This window comes from Paraburkholderia sp. FT54, from assembly GCF_031585635.1.
Classification (GTDB): Bacteria; Pseudomonadota; Gammaproteobacteria; order Burkholderiales; family Burkholderiaceae; genus Paraburkholderia.
Genome location: NZ_CP134195.1, coordinates 1,708,830 through 1,725,144, shown reverse-complemented (window position 1 = coordinate 1,725,144; position 16,315 = coordinate 1,708,830). Strand labels below are relative to the sequence as shown.

The 16,315-nt window shown below is 62.8% G+C and carries 12 protein-coding genes; 8 read left to right on the top strand and 4 right to left on the bottom strand.

Annotation, left to right across the window (positions count from 1 at the left end; genetic code table 11):
• Nucleotides 1-94 precede the first annotated feature (94 nt).
• The gene (locus RI103_RS08110) at nt 95-3,553 is read right to left on the bottom strand and encodes an adenylate/guanylate cyclase domain-containing protein (RefSeq protein ID WP_310814825.1); all 3,459 of its coding nucleotides are present in this window, start codon (nt 3,551-3,553) and stop codon (nt 95-97) included.
• Nucleotides 3,554-3,919: 366 nt separating this feature from the next.
• On the opposite strand from RI103_RS08110, the gene RI103_RS08105 reads away from it, so the two are divergent.
• The 3 genes from RI103_RS08105 (at nt 3,920) to RI103_RS08095 (ending at nt 7,232) form a co-directional block, all read left to right on the top strand.
• The gene (locus RI103_RS08105) at nt 3,920-5,620 is read left to right on the top strand and encodes a 3-(methylthio)propionyl-CoA ligase (protein WP_310814824.1); all 1,701 of its coding nucleotides are present in this window, start codon (nt 3,920-3,922) and stop codon (nt 5,618-5,620) included.
• Nucleotides 5,621-5,686: 66 nt separating this feature from the next.
• Complete coding sequence (locus RI103_RS08100; RefSeq protein WP_310814823.1) at nt 5,687-6,172, top strand: adenosine-specific kinase; 486 nt, start codon at nt 5,687-5,689, stop codon at nt 6,170-6,172.
• 136 nt (nt 6,173-6,308) lie between these two features.
• The gene (locus RI103_RS08095) at nt 6,309-7,232 is read left to right on the top strand and encodes a phosphorylase (RefSeq protein ID WP_310814822.1); all 924 of its coding nucleotides are present in this window, start codon (nt 6,309-6,311) and stop codon (nt 7,230-7,232) included.
• Nucleotides 7,233-7,347: 115 nt separating this feature from the next.
• On the opposite strand, the gene RI103_RS08090 is transcribed toward RI103_RS08095, so the two are convergent.
• On the bottom strand, nt 7,348-9,144 hold the full coding sequence (locus RI103_RS08090) for an ABC transporter transmembrane domain-containing protein (RefSeq protein ID WP_310814821.1): 1,797 nt from the start codon (nt 9,142-9,144) through the stop codon (nt 7,348-7,350).
• A 235-nt stretch (nt 9,145-9,379) separates the two neighbouring features.
• Between RI103_RS08090 and RI103_RS08085 the strand changes: the two genes are divergently transcribed.
• The 3 genes from RI103_RS08085 to RI103_RS08075 all read left to right on the top strand — a co-directional run bounded on the left by RI103_RS08085 (nt 9,380) and on the right by RI103_RS08075 (nt 11,229).
• Nucleotides 9,380-9,571, top strand: a complete 192-nt coding sequence (locus RI103_RS08085; RefSeq protein WP_310814820.1) for a hypothetical protein — start codon at nt 9,380-9,382, stop codon at nt 9,569-9,571.
• A 480-nt stretch (nt 9,572-10,051) separates the two neighbouring features.
• A complete protein-coding gene (locus tag RI103_RS08080; protein ID WP_310814819.1) occupies nt 10,052-10,534 on the top strand; it encodes a glycosyl hydrolase 108 family protein in 483 nt (160 codons plus the stop codon).
• A complete protein-coding gene (locus tag RI103_RS08075; protein WP_310814818.1) occupies nt 10,534-11,229 on the top strand; it encodes a hypothetical protein in 696 nt (231 codons plus the stop codon). The genes RI103_RS08080 and RI103_RS08075 overlap by 1 nt, the downstream gene beginning before the upstream one ends.
• Nucleotides 11,230-11,941: 712 nt before the next feature.
• Here RI103_RS08075 and RI103_RS08070 read toward each other — a convergent pair.
• Together RI103_RS08070 and RI103_RS08065 are read right to left on the bottom strand one after the other, a co-directional pair.
• Nucleotides 11,942-12,154 carry a hypothetical protein gene (locus RI103_RS08070; RefSeq protein ID WP_310814817.1) on the bottom strand — a complete coding sequence of 71 codons (213 nt, stop codon included), beginning with the start codon at nt 12,152-12,154 and terminating at the stop codon, nt 11,942-11,944.
• 39 nt (nt 12,155-12,193) lie between these two features.
• Nucleotides 12,194-13,780 (bottom strand): hypothetical protein, encoded by a 1,587-nt coding sequence (locus tag RI103_RS08065; RefSeq protein WP_310814816.1) that lies wholly within the window; start codon nt 13,778-13,780, stop codon nt 12,194-12,196.
• A 733-nt stretch (nt 13,781-14,513) separates the two neighbouring features.
• Between RI103_RS08065 and RI103_RS08060 the strand changes: the two genes are divergently transcribed.
• Together RI103_RS08060 and RI103_RS39615 are read left to right on the top strand one after the other, a co-directional pair.
• Entirely contained in the window at nt 14,514-15,581 is a 1,068-nt protein-coding gene (locus tag RI103_RS08060; RefSeq protein ID WP_310814815.1) for a hypothetical protein, read from the top strand.
• Between the two features lie 9 nt (nt 15,582-15,590).
• Complete coding sequence (locus RI103_RS39615; RefSeq protein ID WP_409076968.1) at nt 15,591-16,208, top strand: RICIN domain-containing protein; 618 nt, start codon at nt 15,591-15,593, stop codon at nt 16,206-16,208.
• Nucleotides 16,209-16,315: the final 107 nt, after the last annotated feature.

Genomic DNA, 16,315 nt, shown 5'->3' with positions numbered 1-16,315 from the left:
GGCATCTCGCGCCCGGCATGGCACGCAGGTCACTCACGCCCGGCCGGCCGGCAGCACGCCCACGCGCCAGTCCGCGCCATGGATCATGGATCGTTCACCCCTTGCACCATGCCAACGCATCGAGCAAGGCTTTCGCCTCCCGCATGTCGGCGGTGTCGAAGCCTTCTGCGAAGCCGCCGTACACCTCGGACAACGCCCGCCGTGCGTCGGCCGTTTTGCCCCGGCATTGCCACAGACGGGCGAGGCTCGATACGGCGCGTAATTCGAACGACCTGGCGCCGTGACGGCGAGCCGCTGCGATTGCCTGATGAAAGCAGTCCTCGACTTCTTGCGCACGGGTGTCATCGGCGATGCGATCGCTCGGTGCGTCGAGCAGCAGATGTCCCCTGACCCGATGTAACTCTGCCTCGTAGCAGTGCTCGCCTGAACGACGCACCATCGCCATCGCTTCGTCGATCGCATCCAGGCCTGCGTCCGTCTCTCCCGCTTGCCGATAGCTGTCGGCCAGCAGCACCAGAAAATACGAGCATCCCATTTCGGACCCGGTCGCACGGTAGCCGGCGAGGCCCTCGCGTATTTGCGCAATCCCCTCCTGGAGGCTTCCTTGCTGGCTCAGCGCCCAGCCGCGCAGAATCGTTCCCCAAGCGTGCCAGAGCGGCATCCCCTGCTCGGCCGCGAGCGAGATGACGGCCTCCGCGTACTTATGGGTCAGCGTCGCATCGCCCCGAAACTGATGCAGTTGCGCCGTGTAGGCCAACGTCAGCGCCAGGCTCGCGCCGCCGGTATATTTCCGGGCCAGTGCGAGCCCCTCTTGATTCCGTTTGCCTGACTGATCGGCGTATCCCTGATGCCACAAGGTCCAGGCCATAAAGTTCAGAGCGCGCACGCCCGGATCGATCACGTGGTCGTAGACGTGCTCCTCGTGCGTTTCCTGAAGATAGAAAACCAGAGCCTGCTCCTGGTGGATGCGGGCAGCTTCGAGATCGCCCTTGTAGAACAGGCTTGCCCCTAGTGCGAGATGCGCCTCCACGAACAAGGCCGGTTTGCCGATCTGCCGTGCCATGCGCAGCAGCCGTTCTCCGAGTTCGTTCGCGGTACGGTACTCCGCGCGCAGCTGGTAATAAGTCCTCAGTCCCACCTGCACCGAAAAGATCTTCGACGTCTCGCCTATCCGTTCGCACAACGCCAGCGCGCGTGTATACGCCGCCACGACCTCCGGCGCGCCAAAGCCGCGCACGGCCATCAAGGCGGGCCCCAGCGAGAGCAGCAGCGTCAGTTCCTGCTGCGCGCGTTCGGGCGTGTCAGGCAGATGTTCGAGCAATTCCCGCGCTGCGCCGAGATGACGCATCGCGTCCAGATGGGCGGAATGCTCGAGCGCCTGCTGCCCGGTGCGGTGCAGGTATTCCACGGCCTTCTGGACATTGCCGCTCAGCCTGTAGTGATGGGCCAATTCGCTCCAGTAATCGGCGATACGGGTGGAGAACAGCGCCTCGATGGCCTGCGCCGCACGCTCATGCAGGGCGCTGCGGCGCTCTGTCAGCAGCGAGCGGCCGGCGACTTCCTGGGTCAGCGCGTGCTTGAACGAATACTCGACCTCCGGAAACGCGGGACGCTCGTAGATGAATTCCGCGGCCTCCAGGCGGGCCAGCAGATCCCGCAACGCTTCATCGGTCGGGGCACCGGGACCTCCGCAGATGCGCTGGACCAGACTGAACGAAAACTCCTTGCCGAGGACCGCAAGCGCCTGCAGCAAGTCCTTCTCCGCGACAGGGAGCCGGTCGATGCGAGCGGCGAGCACGCCTTGCACGGTGGTCGGAATATGCAGCGCAGCCGGGACATGCTCGATCCGGAAACGGCCGGGTTCGCCGAGCAGCGCTTTCTCTTCGACCAGCGTCTGGACCACTTCCTCCATGAAGAAAGGGTTGCCCTCCGTCTTTTCGAGGATGAGCTGTTTGAGCGGCACGAGGGTGGGATCGTCCCCAAGCAGCGCCGAGAGCAATCCCTGGGCCTCCGCCGGCCCGAGCGGTTCGAGCCGCAACTGGCTGCAGTGGTCCACGCGCTCCCACACAGGCTGATACTCTGGCCGGTAGTTCACAAGGAGCAGGATCCGTGAATTCGCCACGCGGTCGATGAGGCTCAGGAGGAACGCCTCAGTCTCGCGGTCCAGCCACTGCAGATCCTCGAACAGCAACTCGATCGGCTGGTCGCGGCTCTCCCGCGTCAGGAGTTCGATGATCGCGTCAATGGTCCGGTCGCGCCGGACTTGCGGGTCCATTTCCGCGAGCGCCGATCCTCGCTCGCCGACGCCAAGCAGATAGAGAAGATAGGGCACGAGATCCTCGAAGCTTCGCTCGAGGGTCAGCGCCTTGCCCATGACCTTTTCCCGACACTGCCGCTCGTCGTCACGGGCGGTGATCTGGAAATAGTTCTTCAACAATTCGATGAGCGGCAAGTAGGCGAAGGCCTTGCCGTGCGAAACCGAAAACGTCTCCAGCAACACACGGTTGCCCCGAGAGCGCTCCTTGAACTCATGGAACAGACGCGACTTCCCGACCCCGGCCTCGCCTGCCACCGCGACGACCTGTCCGCGCCCCTCATTTGCCTGCTCCAGCGCCGCATGCAAGTGGTCCAGCTCGGTCTGGCGGCCCACGAATCTGGCCAGGCCGCGATGTGCCGACAATTGCAGGCGCGTGCGCAACGCGCCGGGACCCAATACCTCATACACGACGAGCGGCTCGGGAACCCCTTTGACCTGCGTGGCCCCCAGTGCCTTGAACTCAAAATAGCCCGCGGCGAGTTTGTGCGTGGACTCGCTCACCAGAATCGACGAGGGGGCGGCAATCCCTTCCATCCGGGACGCAATGTGGATGGTGTGTCCAACCGGATCGTAATCGGTGTGCAGGTCGTCCGTGCGGATCGAACGCACGACGACCTCACCCGTGTGGATACCGACGCGAATTTGCAGCGGGATGCCTTTTTCCAGACGAATCCTGTCCCCGTGGCGGCGCATCGCGTGCTGCATCCGCAGCGCCGCATACAGCGCGCGCTGCGGATGGTCCTCATGGGCGATGGGCGCGCCGAACAGCGCCAGGATGCCGTCGCCGAGCGATTTGGCGACATAGCCCTCGTAATAATGGACAGCTTCCATCATCAGCGCGACGACCGGCCCGATCAGGCGCTGGGCTTCTTCCGGGTCCAGGTCCTGAACCAGCGCCGTGGACCCCGCCATGTCGGCAAAGAGCGCCGTGACGGTCTTGCGCTCGCCGGCGATCTCGCCCCGGGCTTCCATGGCCGCCTGCTCGGCGCGGATGCGCTCGGCAAGGTGGTGCGGCGTGTAATGGACAGGCGCCGGGGACGGCTCTGAAACGGACCGGGATTGCAGGGGCGCCCCTGCGGGCCCATCAGTCAGCGGCGTGCCGCATTCGCTGCAGAACTTGGCGGAGGGTCCCGCCTCATTTCCACAGCGCGGACATGTGCGCGCCAGCATGGCGCGGCATCCTTCACAGAGGCTCGCCCCAGCGGGATTCTCGAATCCGCAGTTTGCGCAGCGCATACGACCTCGTCCGTTGTCCGGTGCGTGCTTCTAAACATTAGGCGCAGGACCCGGTTGCGACAAGAGGCGTCCTCCAGGGCCATATCCTTAATTAGCCGCCTACCGGACTTCTTCCCGCAAGGCGTCAGCGAGCACGGCCGCACCGCTGCTTGTGCCGTTTGTCCGCACCGCGAGCGCAACACGTTGGCGATATTCCCGTTAGCCATTTGCAACAGGTCCAGGGCTAGCCTATCTTGAATCACTGAACAGGATTGCCTGCGCGGCTCAAGTCAAAGGCTGATGGAAGCATCAGCCGTCATTTCGAGCACGGATAGTCAGCCTTCGAGTGTCAAAGGGAAGCGTTGCGAACAACAGGGAGACACGGCTATGACGACACCGCTGCCTGGACAGATGATGGACGTGCCGCTGACGGTTTCTTCGTTGCTGGCGCACGCGTCGCGCTACTTCGGCACGACGGAGATCGTGTCGAAGCGCGTCGAGGGCGACGTGCATCGCTACACGTATCGCGACTGCGAGCGGCGCGCGAAGCAACTGGCGCAGGCGCTCATCGCGCTTGGCGTCGAAGCGGGTGACCGGATCGGCACGCTCGCATGGAACGGCTACCGGCACCTGGAAACGTACTACGGCACGACAGGCTTCGGCGCCGTCTGCCACACGATCAATCCGCGGCTTTTCCCCGACCAGATAGCCTATATCGTCAATCACGCCGACGACAGCTATGTGCTGTTCGACCTCACGTTCGCGCCGCTCGTCGACACGCTTGCGCCGCAATGTCCGAACGTGCGCGGCTGGATTGCGATGACGGACGAGGCGCATATGCCGCGCATGTCGACGGCCGCATCGTGCTACGAAACGTTGCTCGCGGGAAACGACGGCCAGTTCGACTGGCCGTCGATCGACGAGCGAAGCGCGTCGAATCTTTGCTACACGTCGGGCACGACGGGCAATCCGAAGGGCGCGCTGTATTCGCATCGCTCCACTGTGCTGCATGCGCTCGGCGCATCGCTTCCCGATGCGATGGGGCTATCCGCGCGCGATTGCGTGCTGCCCGTCGTGCCGATGTTCCATGTGAACGCGTGGGGCATTGCGCACGCCGCGCCGTTGAACGGCACGAAACTGGTGTTCCCCGGCAAGGACCTCGACGGCAAGTCGCTCTACGAACTGATGGAAGCCGAGCGCGTCACGTGTTCGGCGGGCGTGCCGACCGTGTGGCTCGGGCTGCTCAACTACGTGCACGAAGCGGGCGTACGGTTCTCGTCGCTGGAGCGCACGATAATCGGCGGCTCGGCGTGCCCTCCTGCAATGCTCAGGATGTTCAAGGACGATTATGGCGTCGAGGCCATCCATGGGTGGGGCATGACGGAGATGTCGCCGCTCGGTACGCTTGCCAGACTCAACTGGGAGCAGACGCAGCGCTCGCCCGACGAGCAACGCAGGCTGCTCGAGAAGCAGGGACATGTGGTCTATGGCGTCGACATGAAGATCGTCGGCGACGGCGGGCGCGAATTGCCGTGGGACGGCGTGACGTTCGGCGATCTGCATGTGCGCGGGCCGTGGGTGATCGACAGCTATTTCCGCCGCGATGCATCGCCGCTCGTCGACGGCTGGTTTCCGACCGGCGACGTCGCCACGATCGATCGCGACGGCTTCATGCGCATCACCGATCGCAGCAAGGACCTGATCAAGTCGGGCTGCGAGTGGATCAGTTCGATCGACATCGAGAACGTGGCGGTCGCGCATCCCGCGGTGGCGGAGGCGGCGTGTATTGCCTGCGCGCATCCCATGTGGACAGAGCGGCCGCTGCTGGTGGTCGTCAAGCGTCCCGATACCCATGTGACTCAGGACGAGTTGCGTGGATTCTACGAAGGCAAGGTCGCCAAGTGGTGCATTCCTGACGATGTCGTCTTCGTCGACGCGCTGCCACACACCGCAACCGGCAAGCTGCACAAGCTGAAGCTGCGCGAGCAGTTCCGCGATTACATATTGCCGTCGGCACGCAAAGTCCAGAAATGTGCTCTTACCGATCGGATGACGGCGGGCTCCGGGTCAACGCCCGAACCCGAATGATCGAATCATTCGCCGGTCATCCGCGCGTCTTTCCCGGTGTGCTGTCGCAACGGAGCGAGGTCTGAGATGCAAATGTCCGCCGTCACAATCGTCAAGCCCGAAACGACCAACTTCATCCTCGGGCAAACCCATTTCATCAAATCCGTCGAGGATATTCACGAGGCAATGGTTGGCACCGTGCCCGGCATAAAGTTCGGCCTGGCGTTTTGCGAGGCCTCCGGCAAGCGCCTCGTGCGCCGCTCCGGCACCGAGGAGGGCCTGATCGAGATGGCTTGCAACAACGCGATGAGCGTTGCCGCCGGCCACAGCTTCTTTGTTTTTCTCGGCGACGGCTTTTACCCGGTCAACGTGCTGAACGCGATCAAGGCAGTCCCGGAGGTGTGCCGGATCTTCTGCGCGACAGCGAATCCCGTCGAAGTGTTGGTTGCGGAAACGAACCAGGGCCGTGGCATCGTCGGCGTGATCGACGGATTCTCCCCGCTCGGCGTCGAAGGCGAGGAAGACGTGCAATGGCGCAAGGACCTGTTGCGCACGATCGGCTACAAGCTTTAGCAGTCGTCACACGCGCGCCGTCCGGCCCGCCGCACGGACTGTCGTGGCAGGCCGGAGGCAGCGCCACGGGCCTCGTATCACTTTGCGCGGCAATCAATGCTCGTGCCCAACAACGAACGTGTCTCGCCAATGAACCATGGAAAATCGACGCCTGCCACCGGGAACGCTGTGGCCCGCCATGCTGCGCCAGGCCGGGCACGCGCTGCGCTGCGGCGCGCTGCAACCTATCGAGACCTTCCAGTCGGTAATCGAAAGCGGCGGCATGCGCTTTGTCGTGCGGCAGGTCTCGAGCCTGACCCGCAAGGAGCAGCAGCGCCGGCAAACGCAAAAGCTTCATGCAGGCGAGCGCCCATCGGTGAATCCATTCCTTCCCTACGACCCGGATCTCTTTGTCGCGGATGTCTCGGACACGCACTTGGCTTTGCTAAACAAGTTCAATGTCATCGACAATCATCTGCTGATCGTTACCCGTGATTTCGAACCGCAGGACACGCTCCTCAACCTCGCCGACTTCGAGTCGCTGATTGCCTGTATGGCCGAGTTCGACGGCATCGGTTTCTACAATGCAGGCGCCGCCGCGGGCGCGAGTCAGGCGCATAAGCATTTGCAAATCATGCCGCTGCCGCTCGGCGACTCTGAACCGCCGCTCCCCATCGAGTCCATTCTCGCAGCCACGCTCACCGAAGATCAGGCGCAACGCGTGCCAGGTCTGCCATTTCGGCACGCGTTCGCGCGCCTCGAGTCCGGCGCCGCGATCTCCGTGGATGCGGCGCCGTCGGTCCTCGCCTGTTATCGTGCTCTGCTCGAAGCCGCCGGCGTCCAGCCGGTCGAGGTCAGCGGTGAACTTCGGCACTCGGCGCCGTACAACCTGCTCGTTACACGCCGATGGATGCTGCTCGTACCAAGATCGGAAGAGCGTGTCGAGGGTGTATCGATCAACGCATTGGGATTCGCGGGATCGCTCTTCGTGCGTGACGCGGCGCAGATGAAAGTGATCGAGCGGCTCGGCCCGATGGCCGCGCTGCAGCGAGTCGCGCTACCCACCACCGCTGTGCGATAGTGCGCCGATGCGCCGCGCGAGGGCGCACCGCCTGGTCACTTGCCCGCCAAACGGCGGCCTGCGCCCCACTACTGCCGCCGGCTCCTTCTCCTTCACGCCGACCCGACAGCATCGCTCACGGCGCCGCGTACGCCGTCTGCCCCGACTGCTCGCCGAACTGCAACGCTGCAAGCTGGGCATAGAGCGGAGAGCTCAGAAGCAGCTCGGCATGACGACCCTGCGCGACGATACGCCCCTGCTCAAGCACGACAATGCGGTCGGCCTGTTGGACGGTTGCGAGGCGGTGTGCAATGACCAGTGTGGTGCGGTTCTGCGCGGCATTGTCCAGCGCCTTTTGCACCAGCCGTTCGCTGGCGGCATCGAGCGCGCTGGTCGCTTCGTCCAGCAGCAGGATAGGCGGATTCTTCAGGATCGCGCGAGCGATCGCAATGCGCTGCCGCTGTCCGCCGGACAGTCGCACGCCGCGCTCGCCGAGAAAGGTGTCGTAGCCTTGCGGTAATTCTTCGATGAAGCCGGCCGCAGCAGCCATGTCGGCGGCCTTCTGCACTTGCGCGAGCGTGGCTTGCGGCGCGCCATAGCGGATATTCTCGAGTACGCTCCCGGAAAAGATCACCGATTCCTGCAGCACCACGCCGATTTCCTTGCGCAATTCGACGAGCGGCACCTCACGAGTCGGGACGCCGTTGATCAGAATGCGGCCGGCTTGCGGATCGTAAAAGCGCAGCAGCAACTGGAACAGCGTGGTCTTGCCCGCGCCGGACGGACCGACCAGGGCGACATGTTCGCCCGGACGGACATCGAGCGAGAGTGCGGACAGCGCGGCAATGCCTGGGCGCGATGGATACGAGAAGCTGACGTTGTCGAAGCGGATGCCCTCGCCTTTCGCGGGCAGCGCGACCGTGGTCCCGGCCTCCACCACCGGCGAGCGCGCCGCCAGCAATTGCAGCAAACGTTCGGTGGCGCCGGCAGCGCGCTGCAGATCGCCCCACACCTCGGCGACCGCTCCCACGGCGCCGGCCGTGAACACCGCGTAGAGAATGAACTGGGACAATTGGCCCGCCGTCATCCGCCCGGCCAGCACCGCCTGTGCCCCGAGCCACAACACGAAGACGATGGCGGTGAACACCAGCACGATCACCACGGCGGTCAACCAGGCGCGCGCGCGAATGCGCGTGAGCGCGGTCTCGAAGGCCGCCTCCACCGCGCCGGCGAACCGCCGCGCCTCGAATGGCTCCTGCGTATACGACTGTACGGTCGGCATGGCATTGAGCACCTCGCCCGCCAGCGCGCTGGTGTTGGCGAGCTTGTCCTGGCTCGCGCGCGAGAGCCGTCGCACGCGCTTGCCGAAGATCACGATAGGCGCGACCACCACGACCAGCGTCGCGATGATGTAGCCGGACAGCACCGGGCTCGTCACCGCCAGCATCGCCACGCCGCCGGTCAAGAGGAAGAAGTTGCGCAATCCGAGCGACAGGCTGGTGCCCACCACTGTCTGGATCAAGGTGGTGTCGGCGGTGAGCCGTGACAGGACCTCGCCGGTCTGCGTGGTCTCGAAGAACTGCGGGCTCATCTGCAACACGTGATCGTAGACCGCACGCCGCAAGTCGGCCGTGACCCGCTCGCCCAGCCACGACACGAGGTAAAAGCGCAGCGCCGTGGCGCCGGCCAGTACCAGCGAAACGGCGAATAGCGCGAGGAAATAGCGGTCGATGTGCGCCCGGTCGCCCGCGGCGAAGCCACGATCGATCAGATATTTGAACGCCACCGGCAACACCAGGGTGGCGCCCGCCGAGGTCACCAGCGCGAGAAAGGCTAGCGCCCAGCGGCCGGCATAGGGGCGCAGGAAGGGAAGCAATGCAAAGAGGGGGCCGATACGTGATGATGGCGGCGAAGACGGGATAGCGTCTGGCATGAGGATTCCAAAGCGGGTCGAATATCTTCTCGATTGTGCCAGTCTTGCGGGTTCGAAAGCGGTTCGTGTAAAAGCCCGATGCTGATCCATGCGTGCTTCCGTGTCCGCCGCGCATTGTCCTGGAGCCTGGCCGGCCCATGCGATTACGCGCTGGGCAGCCGACTGCTTCCACGCGCTTGCCGCGACTGTCCATCTGTATCAAGATCGAGTCGACTCATCCTGACCAGGCCACTCCATGACAGACAACTCCGATCCCGACAAACTGAAAGGCCCCGGTGGCTTGACGTTGCGTCAGATTCACGAGCAGGTGCAGAAGAGCGTCGAGCGCGACCGCGAAGAACAGGCAGCACGCAACACCAGCGCTGCGCGGCGCGGCAAATGGCAACGCTGGGTGCGCTACGTGTGGGGCCGCAGCGGGCGCCGCTAGGCGGCGAGCTGGTCCCGCGTGCTCCTCGGCGCAGTCGAGGGCCGTGGCACGATCGTGTCCTTTGCCGGCGGCCGGACGTTCAAGCAATGGCTCTGGCAATGCTGCAAGTGACCTCGTAACAGGAATTGGAACCACGCCTGCTGGCCGGGTTCGTGCCCGGCAGGTGTCACCGTCACCGACTGTGCGAGCCATCGTTGCCACACGCATCCTAACGCCGGCTGACTGCCGCCCATGGATCGAATACAGCGCACTGACATCGAGCGTCCACTAGCCATTTAGAACTGGTGGCGCACACCCACCGTCGCACCCGCTTGCCTCCCCGTCCATTGCAGAGCTGATGATCGAAAGCGTCCGGCTCCACGCAATCGCACGCCAGGATATTGCAAACAAACGCCTCGATTGTCCTAACGACGACAACGATGTACGCGTTAGGCTTCGACGTACGTTCCGTTTGTTTCAGTACGACGAGGAGGTGGACTCATGAGCAGCTTCGATGATGCGTTCAAGGCCCTGATAGGGAGTGAAGGCGGCTATTCGTTCAATCCGGCCGATCCCGGCGGGGAGACGATGTGGGGGGTGACCGCGCGCGTCGCGCGCGCGTCGGGGTACGCCGGACCCATGAGAGACCTCCCGCTCGAAACGGCAAAGCAGATCGCCAGGACGAAGTACTGGGACACGCTCAGGCTAGACGAATTCGACCCACGCGTCGCGTTCCAGATCTTCGATGCCAACTACAACGGCGGCCTCGTCGTGCTCTGGATGCAAAAGGCATCGGATGCGGAGCCGGACGGCAAATTCGGTCCCGATACTGTTGCCGCCGTAAAAGCCGCTGATCCGCTCAAATTCGTCATGCGTTTCGCTGCCTATCGGGTGCGTTATCTGAAGGGACTTCACACCTGGCCGAACTTCAGCCGCGGCTGGATGGATCGTATGGCCAAAAACCTCTTGATGGGAGCGGCATAATGGACTGGTCGAAAGTTGCATCAACCATCAGCGGAACTGCCCCGCTTCTCGCTGGACTCGTTGGCGGCCCCGTTGGTCTTGGCGTCACCGCCGCCACAACGATCCTTTCACACGTGCTCGGAACCGCCAGCGATCCCACGTCGGTGTCCGCCGCACTCGAAGATCCGGCCGCGCTCGACAAGGTGCGGCAAGCAGAGAGCGCAAACGCGGTGCAGCTGCAGCAACTGGCCGTGACGGCGGCGCAGGCGCAACTGACGTACGAAATGGAGCTTGCCCGGGCGGAAGCGGCGGATCGTGCGGACGCACGAGCCAGAGAAGAAAAAACCGGCGACTGGGTCCCCAAGGCGCTGGCGATGACCGTCACGGTCGGCTTCTTCGGCATGCTCATCCTGATGGCCCTGCACGGACTGCCCGACGCGAATCGCGATCTGATGAACGTCATTCTTGGGGCGCTCGGTACAGCGTGGGTGAGCATCATCGGATACTACTTCGGTACATCGGCAGGGTCTGCGAGAAAGACCGAGCTGCTTGCCAAGCCCAGTGTCCCGATTTCGTCCAATAGCGCTGTCACGCTTCGCGAGCCGGCGCCTGTCTCCGCGGCTGCGGGCGCGACTCCCGTGGGCGCTGCTGCTCACAGCGAACTGTTCTTGCCGCCAGCGCCAGGAGGACAAGGCCCTGTATTCGGCGGATCATGACGAGATGGCTTCACGTCACAGAGCGACATTGCGCCGACAGCAATGAGTGCGGCGCGAGCAACGCCTTTCCTTGCTCGCGCCGTATGCGTCGAACTGCAAGTCGTTATGCGCGACTCAATCCACGAGTACGCCCCCCGCGGCACATCCATTCACGGCAGCGCGTTCCTCCGCTCGCCGTATCATCTGAGTCCCTGGACCATCTTGGCTGCGTGCGGACCATAGTCATGCCTTTCGACGTTCAGCATGGTCGAAGAGCACGCAAGCCCTCCTCCCTTGCCCGAAGCTGTTTGCGATAAAAGCCGCGCGCGCGGCATACGCCTCCAGCGCGAGGTGCTGCCGTGGCCGGCCAAAGTTAGACGGGAATCCCCTGCGCTCGCCTACGCTCATGCAAGCCCCTCATGCGGCGCTCACGTTTTGCCTGTACGGCCACGCATCTTCTTCAGCATGCAAGCCAGCCAACCCTTTGCACCCGGCGACATGACGCGCTCCACCGCTGCGAGCGCACGCACCGCTAACGTAGACGCACGGCGCGGTCACAGCTGAGCTGACGATGAGATTGATACAGCGGTTGGGCGCTACGATCATCCTCGTCCGCCGTTCTTCATGGGATTTCCGCTGGTCACCAAAGTGGATCGCGCTACACGGCAGCGGCTTTCGTGCCTGCCCGTCGAGTTGCGAGTCCGGCGTGATCTGCACCTGGCGCATCAGAAGCTCATGCACCGCGGCGGCTCGCTGCAACGTTGATGCTGAATTCGAACTTGCCGCCCAGCTGCTCGCAGTCGGCGTGCCGCGCGACCAGAACGGACGTTTGTCGAGTTGCGGCAAGCGTGCCAGCAATGGTCATCCCAAGGCGTGCCAAACGGGCGCGTTGATCTTCCGGAAGTATGGCGACAGCTGTTTCGTCCGGCGCTGCGCGGCGATTCATACAGCGATCGCCAAAACGCAGGCGCGCGTCGAGGTTTTGTCATTGAGGAGTCTTGGGCGTGTCCACACGCATCTGCAACCGCTTCGGCGCGGCAGGTGCCGCCGCCTCCGCCCGGCCTTGTACCCGTGCCGGGAAAATGGCGCTCACGAGTCTGTCGACGAAAGCGAAGAACTTGTCGGACGCGTAGCCCGCAACGAAGGCCACGGCGAGCGGGGAAAATTCGATTCCCTCGTGCAGCAGCTTGCTGAACAGACCAATGGAGATGCCGACGATCACGGCCGTCGTGATGTGCGCGCGGTTAGCGACCGTCGAGTGCTCGGGGTGAAACAGGCTCGCCGACGTATCCGCGTTAAGCTGCCGGAGAATCGCGGCGCACGCACCGAGCCATGCGTACAGCACCGGCAGTAGAAAACTCGTGATCGCCCCGACAAACGCGAGAATCACGTCGCGGTCGTTCGTCGCCATCGCGCGTATGTCCTGATACACGGCGATTTTCTGAAAGCCCTGTTCCACCGCGTCCTCCGGACGCCATGCTTTCTCCGGCTTGCTGGAGCCGGGCTCTTTCCCCGGTCCGGTCGCAAGCAGCGGCAGATCGACTTCGAGCGCACGCCGACGGCTGTCGGGGCTGCAGTTCCAGTCAGCAGTCGGATCGACCTTGTTGTCCGCTTTCGACGCGGCGGCCGCGGACCTGCCCAGGCTCACATTCATCTCACCGTTACGCTTCTCCACGGAGGATCCCGCGGACTCGCACTTCGGCTTGTACGGGCTGTCTGCTTCGCCAATGAGGAAGAACCGCCGAATCGCCTCGGTGCGCTTCACATCGGCATAGAGCTGCCGGTTGTTGGTTGCGAACTGTTGAAGCAACTGCTTGATCTGAAGCGCCGGCTGGGAGTTCTGCAACTGCAGCACGGCATCCTCGCCCTTCTCCTTTGCCGCGATGATGTTCGCGCGATGCGCCTGCAGCAGGTTGTGCATCGAGAGCGCGGCCGCGTCGTTCTGTTCGACCACTTGCGATACATCCACAGAGATCTGGTTGACGACGAAAAGCAGGCACGACAGCGACACGACCAGGAACGCCAACCCGAAAGAAGCCCAGGTGTAATTCCTGATCGCCTGCCGTGCGCCCTTGCGCGCTTCCGCGCTCGCGGTCTCGGCGATGATCGGCGCCACCGCTCGTGCGATGCGGCTCATGCCCGCATAGAAGAGCGCTTCGGTAATCGCGTTCCATGCGAGGTCCTGCTGAGCGGCCCGGGCCACCGACAGGCAGGCGATATCGCTCTCGGGTATCGTTTTGCCCGTCTGCGCCGCATAGGACACGAGATCGCCGCACCGGTCGAGGTCTTCGGCGATGCGCGGATTCGGGTACCGCGCGGCGCACGCGATGCGGTTCATCGCGGTATGAAGCGTGCGGCGGATATGCGCATTCGCGACTCCCAGATCGAGCGCCCGGCGCGCGGCTCGGGCGGCTTCGATATCGGCGTCGCGAATCGGCACGCCCATTCGCGACGCGTGCGCGATCAGCTTTTCGCACCGGTCCACGTCGACCGACAATGGCGAAGGCGATGTCGGGTCCGCCCTCAGGTCGCCCGAATCACGCGGGTCTTTGCGTTCAGGTGCGTCGTTCATTAGCGTCTCCTCGTCGCCGGCGCGGCTGCACACGCTTCGTTCGAAGGTGATGCGTCGCCGCTGAATCGAATAGCCATCGTAGTCATCTCAGTATCGATCGACCTTCCGGGAAGCGAGTACGCCAAGGCGCGCCGCATCTCGAATCATCAATCTCTGAATATTCGTTATCCTCATTTCCAGATGATTGCCGCAAGATCGGTTTCGGAAAGACGATATTGCCAGTCCTCGTTTGAACACCAGGCATCCATTTCATGCGCTCTCAGCGACCGTGTGAGAGCAAGAATCGTCCTGGCGAATAGCAGGATCGTCATAACTCCCAAAGGCTTTTACGGGATACCTTAGCTTCGGGATGCCGGGAACCAAGCTCGTCGTTGTCCTGCTCGTTTGCTGGCCAACGCGGCGCTCCATCGTTCAGGAATGTCGAGCATGCTCGCGGATCCCAAAGACGCCATTCGCATCGAAGTGAACCGTTAAACCAGGGGCAGCCATGTCAGAACTTCAGACTCAATCCACCCAACCGACGCTCAGCACCTCGAGCCCAGTTGCGAATACACAGCCTTCCATTTCCGTCATCGTCAATCCGGAGGATACGGTAGGGCTCATGCTCCAACCCGCTTTCATCTCGCTTGGCCTTCCACTGGAACTCTTTCTCAGCGGAGTAGGCGGAACAGCCTAGCTGCTTTCGCTTTTGCCATTTTGAGTTCAATAGCTCATTTTTCTCGAGGAGTGCAACATGACCATCGCCATCAACGCAATCCAGTCCGTCACGCCGATGCTTCGCACAGAGCTGTTTAACGTCGGCGCGCTGCACAGAATTGGCACCGCCACTATTACGCCGCCTCTCAAACTTCGTCCGCAGTTGTTCCTCGTCGAGCAATACAAGCTCGTTTCCTTTAAAGGCGATCTCGCCAGGGACGACATGATCAGCAGCTTTTCCCTCTCGCCCAATTCGGAGTTCACCTACACGCTGATTACCAGAACATCCACAACGTCCAGCAATGAACTGACGACCACCGTGATGGAGAGTCAGGATACGGCCGCGGCGACTCAATTCAACCGGAGCATGAAAGACTCCGCCGATTCGAAATACGGAAAGGACAGTTCGAACTACCAACTCGACGCGAACTTTCATGGCGAGGCGCAGATGACTCTCGGAGGCGGAAGCGCCGACGCTCAACTCAATGTCAAAGGCGGTTCGCAGGACGTTCGGGAGGAGTTCGCAAACTCAGCGCAATCAGCTATCGATTCGCAGATTTCATCGACCAATCAGTACCGGACGCAACAGGCCGTGTCCGGCACGCAGAGCAACCAGACAACGAACTCGACCGAGACCCGGACCGAAAAAAAGACGCATAACGACACTCCGAATCCGATCAATATCGGTGTCTTCCAACTGAAGGAAGAAACCATCGCGCTCCTGTGCCTCGTAGACGTAACCGTTGCATTCAGAAACACGGATCCCTCACAGAACCGGGAGGTTCCCGTCCGGGAGATCGACGCTCTGCTGAACATGGTCATCGCGAGCGCAGACGAGCGAAAGTTGCTGAAAAATCAGATACGGGACACGCTCGGATCCGTTCGGGACTATCTCGACCAGCCGCGCAGTCTGATCATTCCTGACCCGCAAAACGCGGATAACTTCACCGTCGACAAGAAGCTCGAGTCCGTTTACGAACTCAAGTCTAGTGATGGGTCGGTGAGGCGCAAGCTCGTTGCTCCCGGCATCATCATCAGGGATTTCCGTCGATTTCTGCGCAAGCCCAGGACCACGGTCGAGTTGCCCCTGGAACCAATCAAGTAACCATTTCAAATGGCCCAACGGCCAGCCGATCGAATGCTTACCGCTTGTTTAGACGAGGGCGACATGTACGTATCAAACTCGAGATTGTTTTCACGGCAATGGCGGCGCGGTTCCGCGGTCGCCAAACAGCGTACGGCTTCGATCGGCAAGCGCCTTGCGGCGCTTGCGTTCGTGGGCGCGCACGCAATCTTCATGGCCGACGGCGCAATGGCGCAGAGCGAATTTCGACGCCTGCAACTGATGCAAACAGGCCAGTTTCTCGATGCCGACCATTGCGGCCCGAGCGTGGCAATGAATCCCGGGTCGAGCTGGGAAGGCGGGGCTTGCCAGATGTGGCGCTTCGTACCGGCAGGCGGCGGGTGGTTCCGGATTCAGCTCGCCCACAATGGCCATTTCCTTGACGCCGACCATTGCGGCGAACACATCGCCACCAATCCTGGCTCGAATTGGGCCGGCGGCGCGTGTCAACTCTGGCAGATCGTTCCCGCAGGTGGTGGGTGGTTCCGTCTTCGACTTCAATATGACGGCCGCTTTCTGGACGCGGATCACTGCAGCGCGCGCGTCACCTTGAATCCCGGCTCCGACTTCAACGGAGGTGCTTGCCAACTCTGGCGAGAGATCCAGTGACGGGTGTGTCCGTCGCGCCGCCTGCGACGCGAGTCGAAAGGCGGCGCGTGACACCGCGACGGCGCGCCCACACGTGGCGCGCCGCTGCTTCGCCCGATCGCTCACGG

What these genes read in the sequence shown, in the direction of transcription:
- RI103_RS39615 (WP_409076968.1), top strand. Translation starts at nt 15,591, where the DNA reads ATGGCCCAACGGCCAGCCGATCGAATGCTTACCGCTTGTTTAGACGAG.
- RI103_RS08095 (WP_310814822.1), top strand. Translation starts at nt 6,309, where the DNA reads ATGGAAAATCGACGCCTGCCACCGGGAACGCTGTGGCCCGCCATGCTG.
- RI103_RS08090 (WP_310814821.1), bottom strand. Translation starts at nt 9,144, where the DNA reads ATGCCAGACGCTATCCCGTCTTCGCCGCCATCATCACGTATCGGCCCC.
- RI103_RS08085 (WP_310814820.1), top strand. Translation starts at nt 9,380, where the DNA reads ATGACAGACAACTCCGATCCCGACAAACTGAAAGGCCCCGGTGGCTTG.
- RI103_RS08080 (WP_310814819.1), top strand. Translation starts at nt 10,052, where the DNA reads ATGAGCAGCTTCGATGATGCGTTCAAGGCCCTGATAGGGAGTGAAGGC.
- RI103_RS08100 (WP_310814823.1), top strand. Translation starts at nt 5,687, where the DNA reads ATGCAAATGTCCGCCGTCACAATCGTCAAGCCCGAAACGACCAACTTC.
- RI103_RS08075 (WP_310814818.1), top strand. Translation starts at nt 10,534, where the DNA reads ATGGACTGGTCGAAAGTTGCATCAACCATCAGCGGAACTGCCCCGCTT.
- RI103_RS08110 (WP_310814825.1), bottom strand. Translation starts at nt 3,553, where the DNA reads ATGCGCTGCGCAAACTGCGGATTCGAGAATCCCGCTGGGGCGAGCCTC.
- RI103_RS08070 (WP_310814817.1), bottom strand. Translation starts at nt 12,154, where the DNA reads ATGAATCGCCGCGCAGCGCCGGACGAAACAGCTGTCGCCATACTTCCG.
- RI103_RS08060 (WP_310814815.1), top strand. Translation starts at nt 14,514, where the DNA reads ATGACCATCGCCATCAACGCAATCCAGTCCGTCACGCCGATGCTTCGC.
- RI103_RS08105 (WP_310814824.1), top strand. Translation starts at nt 3,920, where the DNA reads ATGACGACACCGCTGCCTGGACAGATGATGGACGTGCCGCTGACGGTT.
- RI103_RS08065 (WP_310814816.1), bottom strand. Translation starts at nt 13,780, where the DNA reads ATGAACGACGCACCTGAACGCAAAGACCCGCGTGATTCGGGCGACCTG.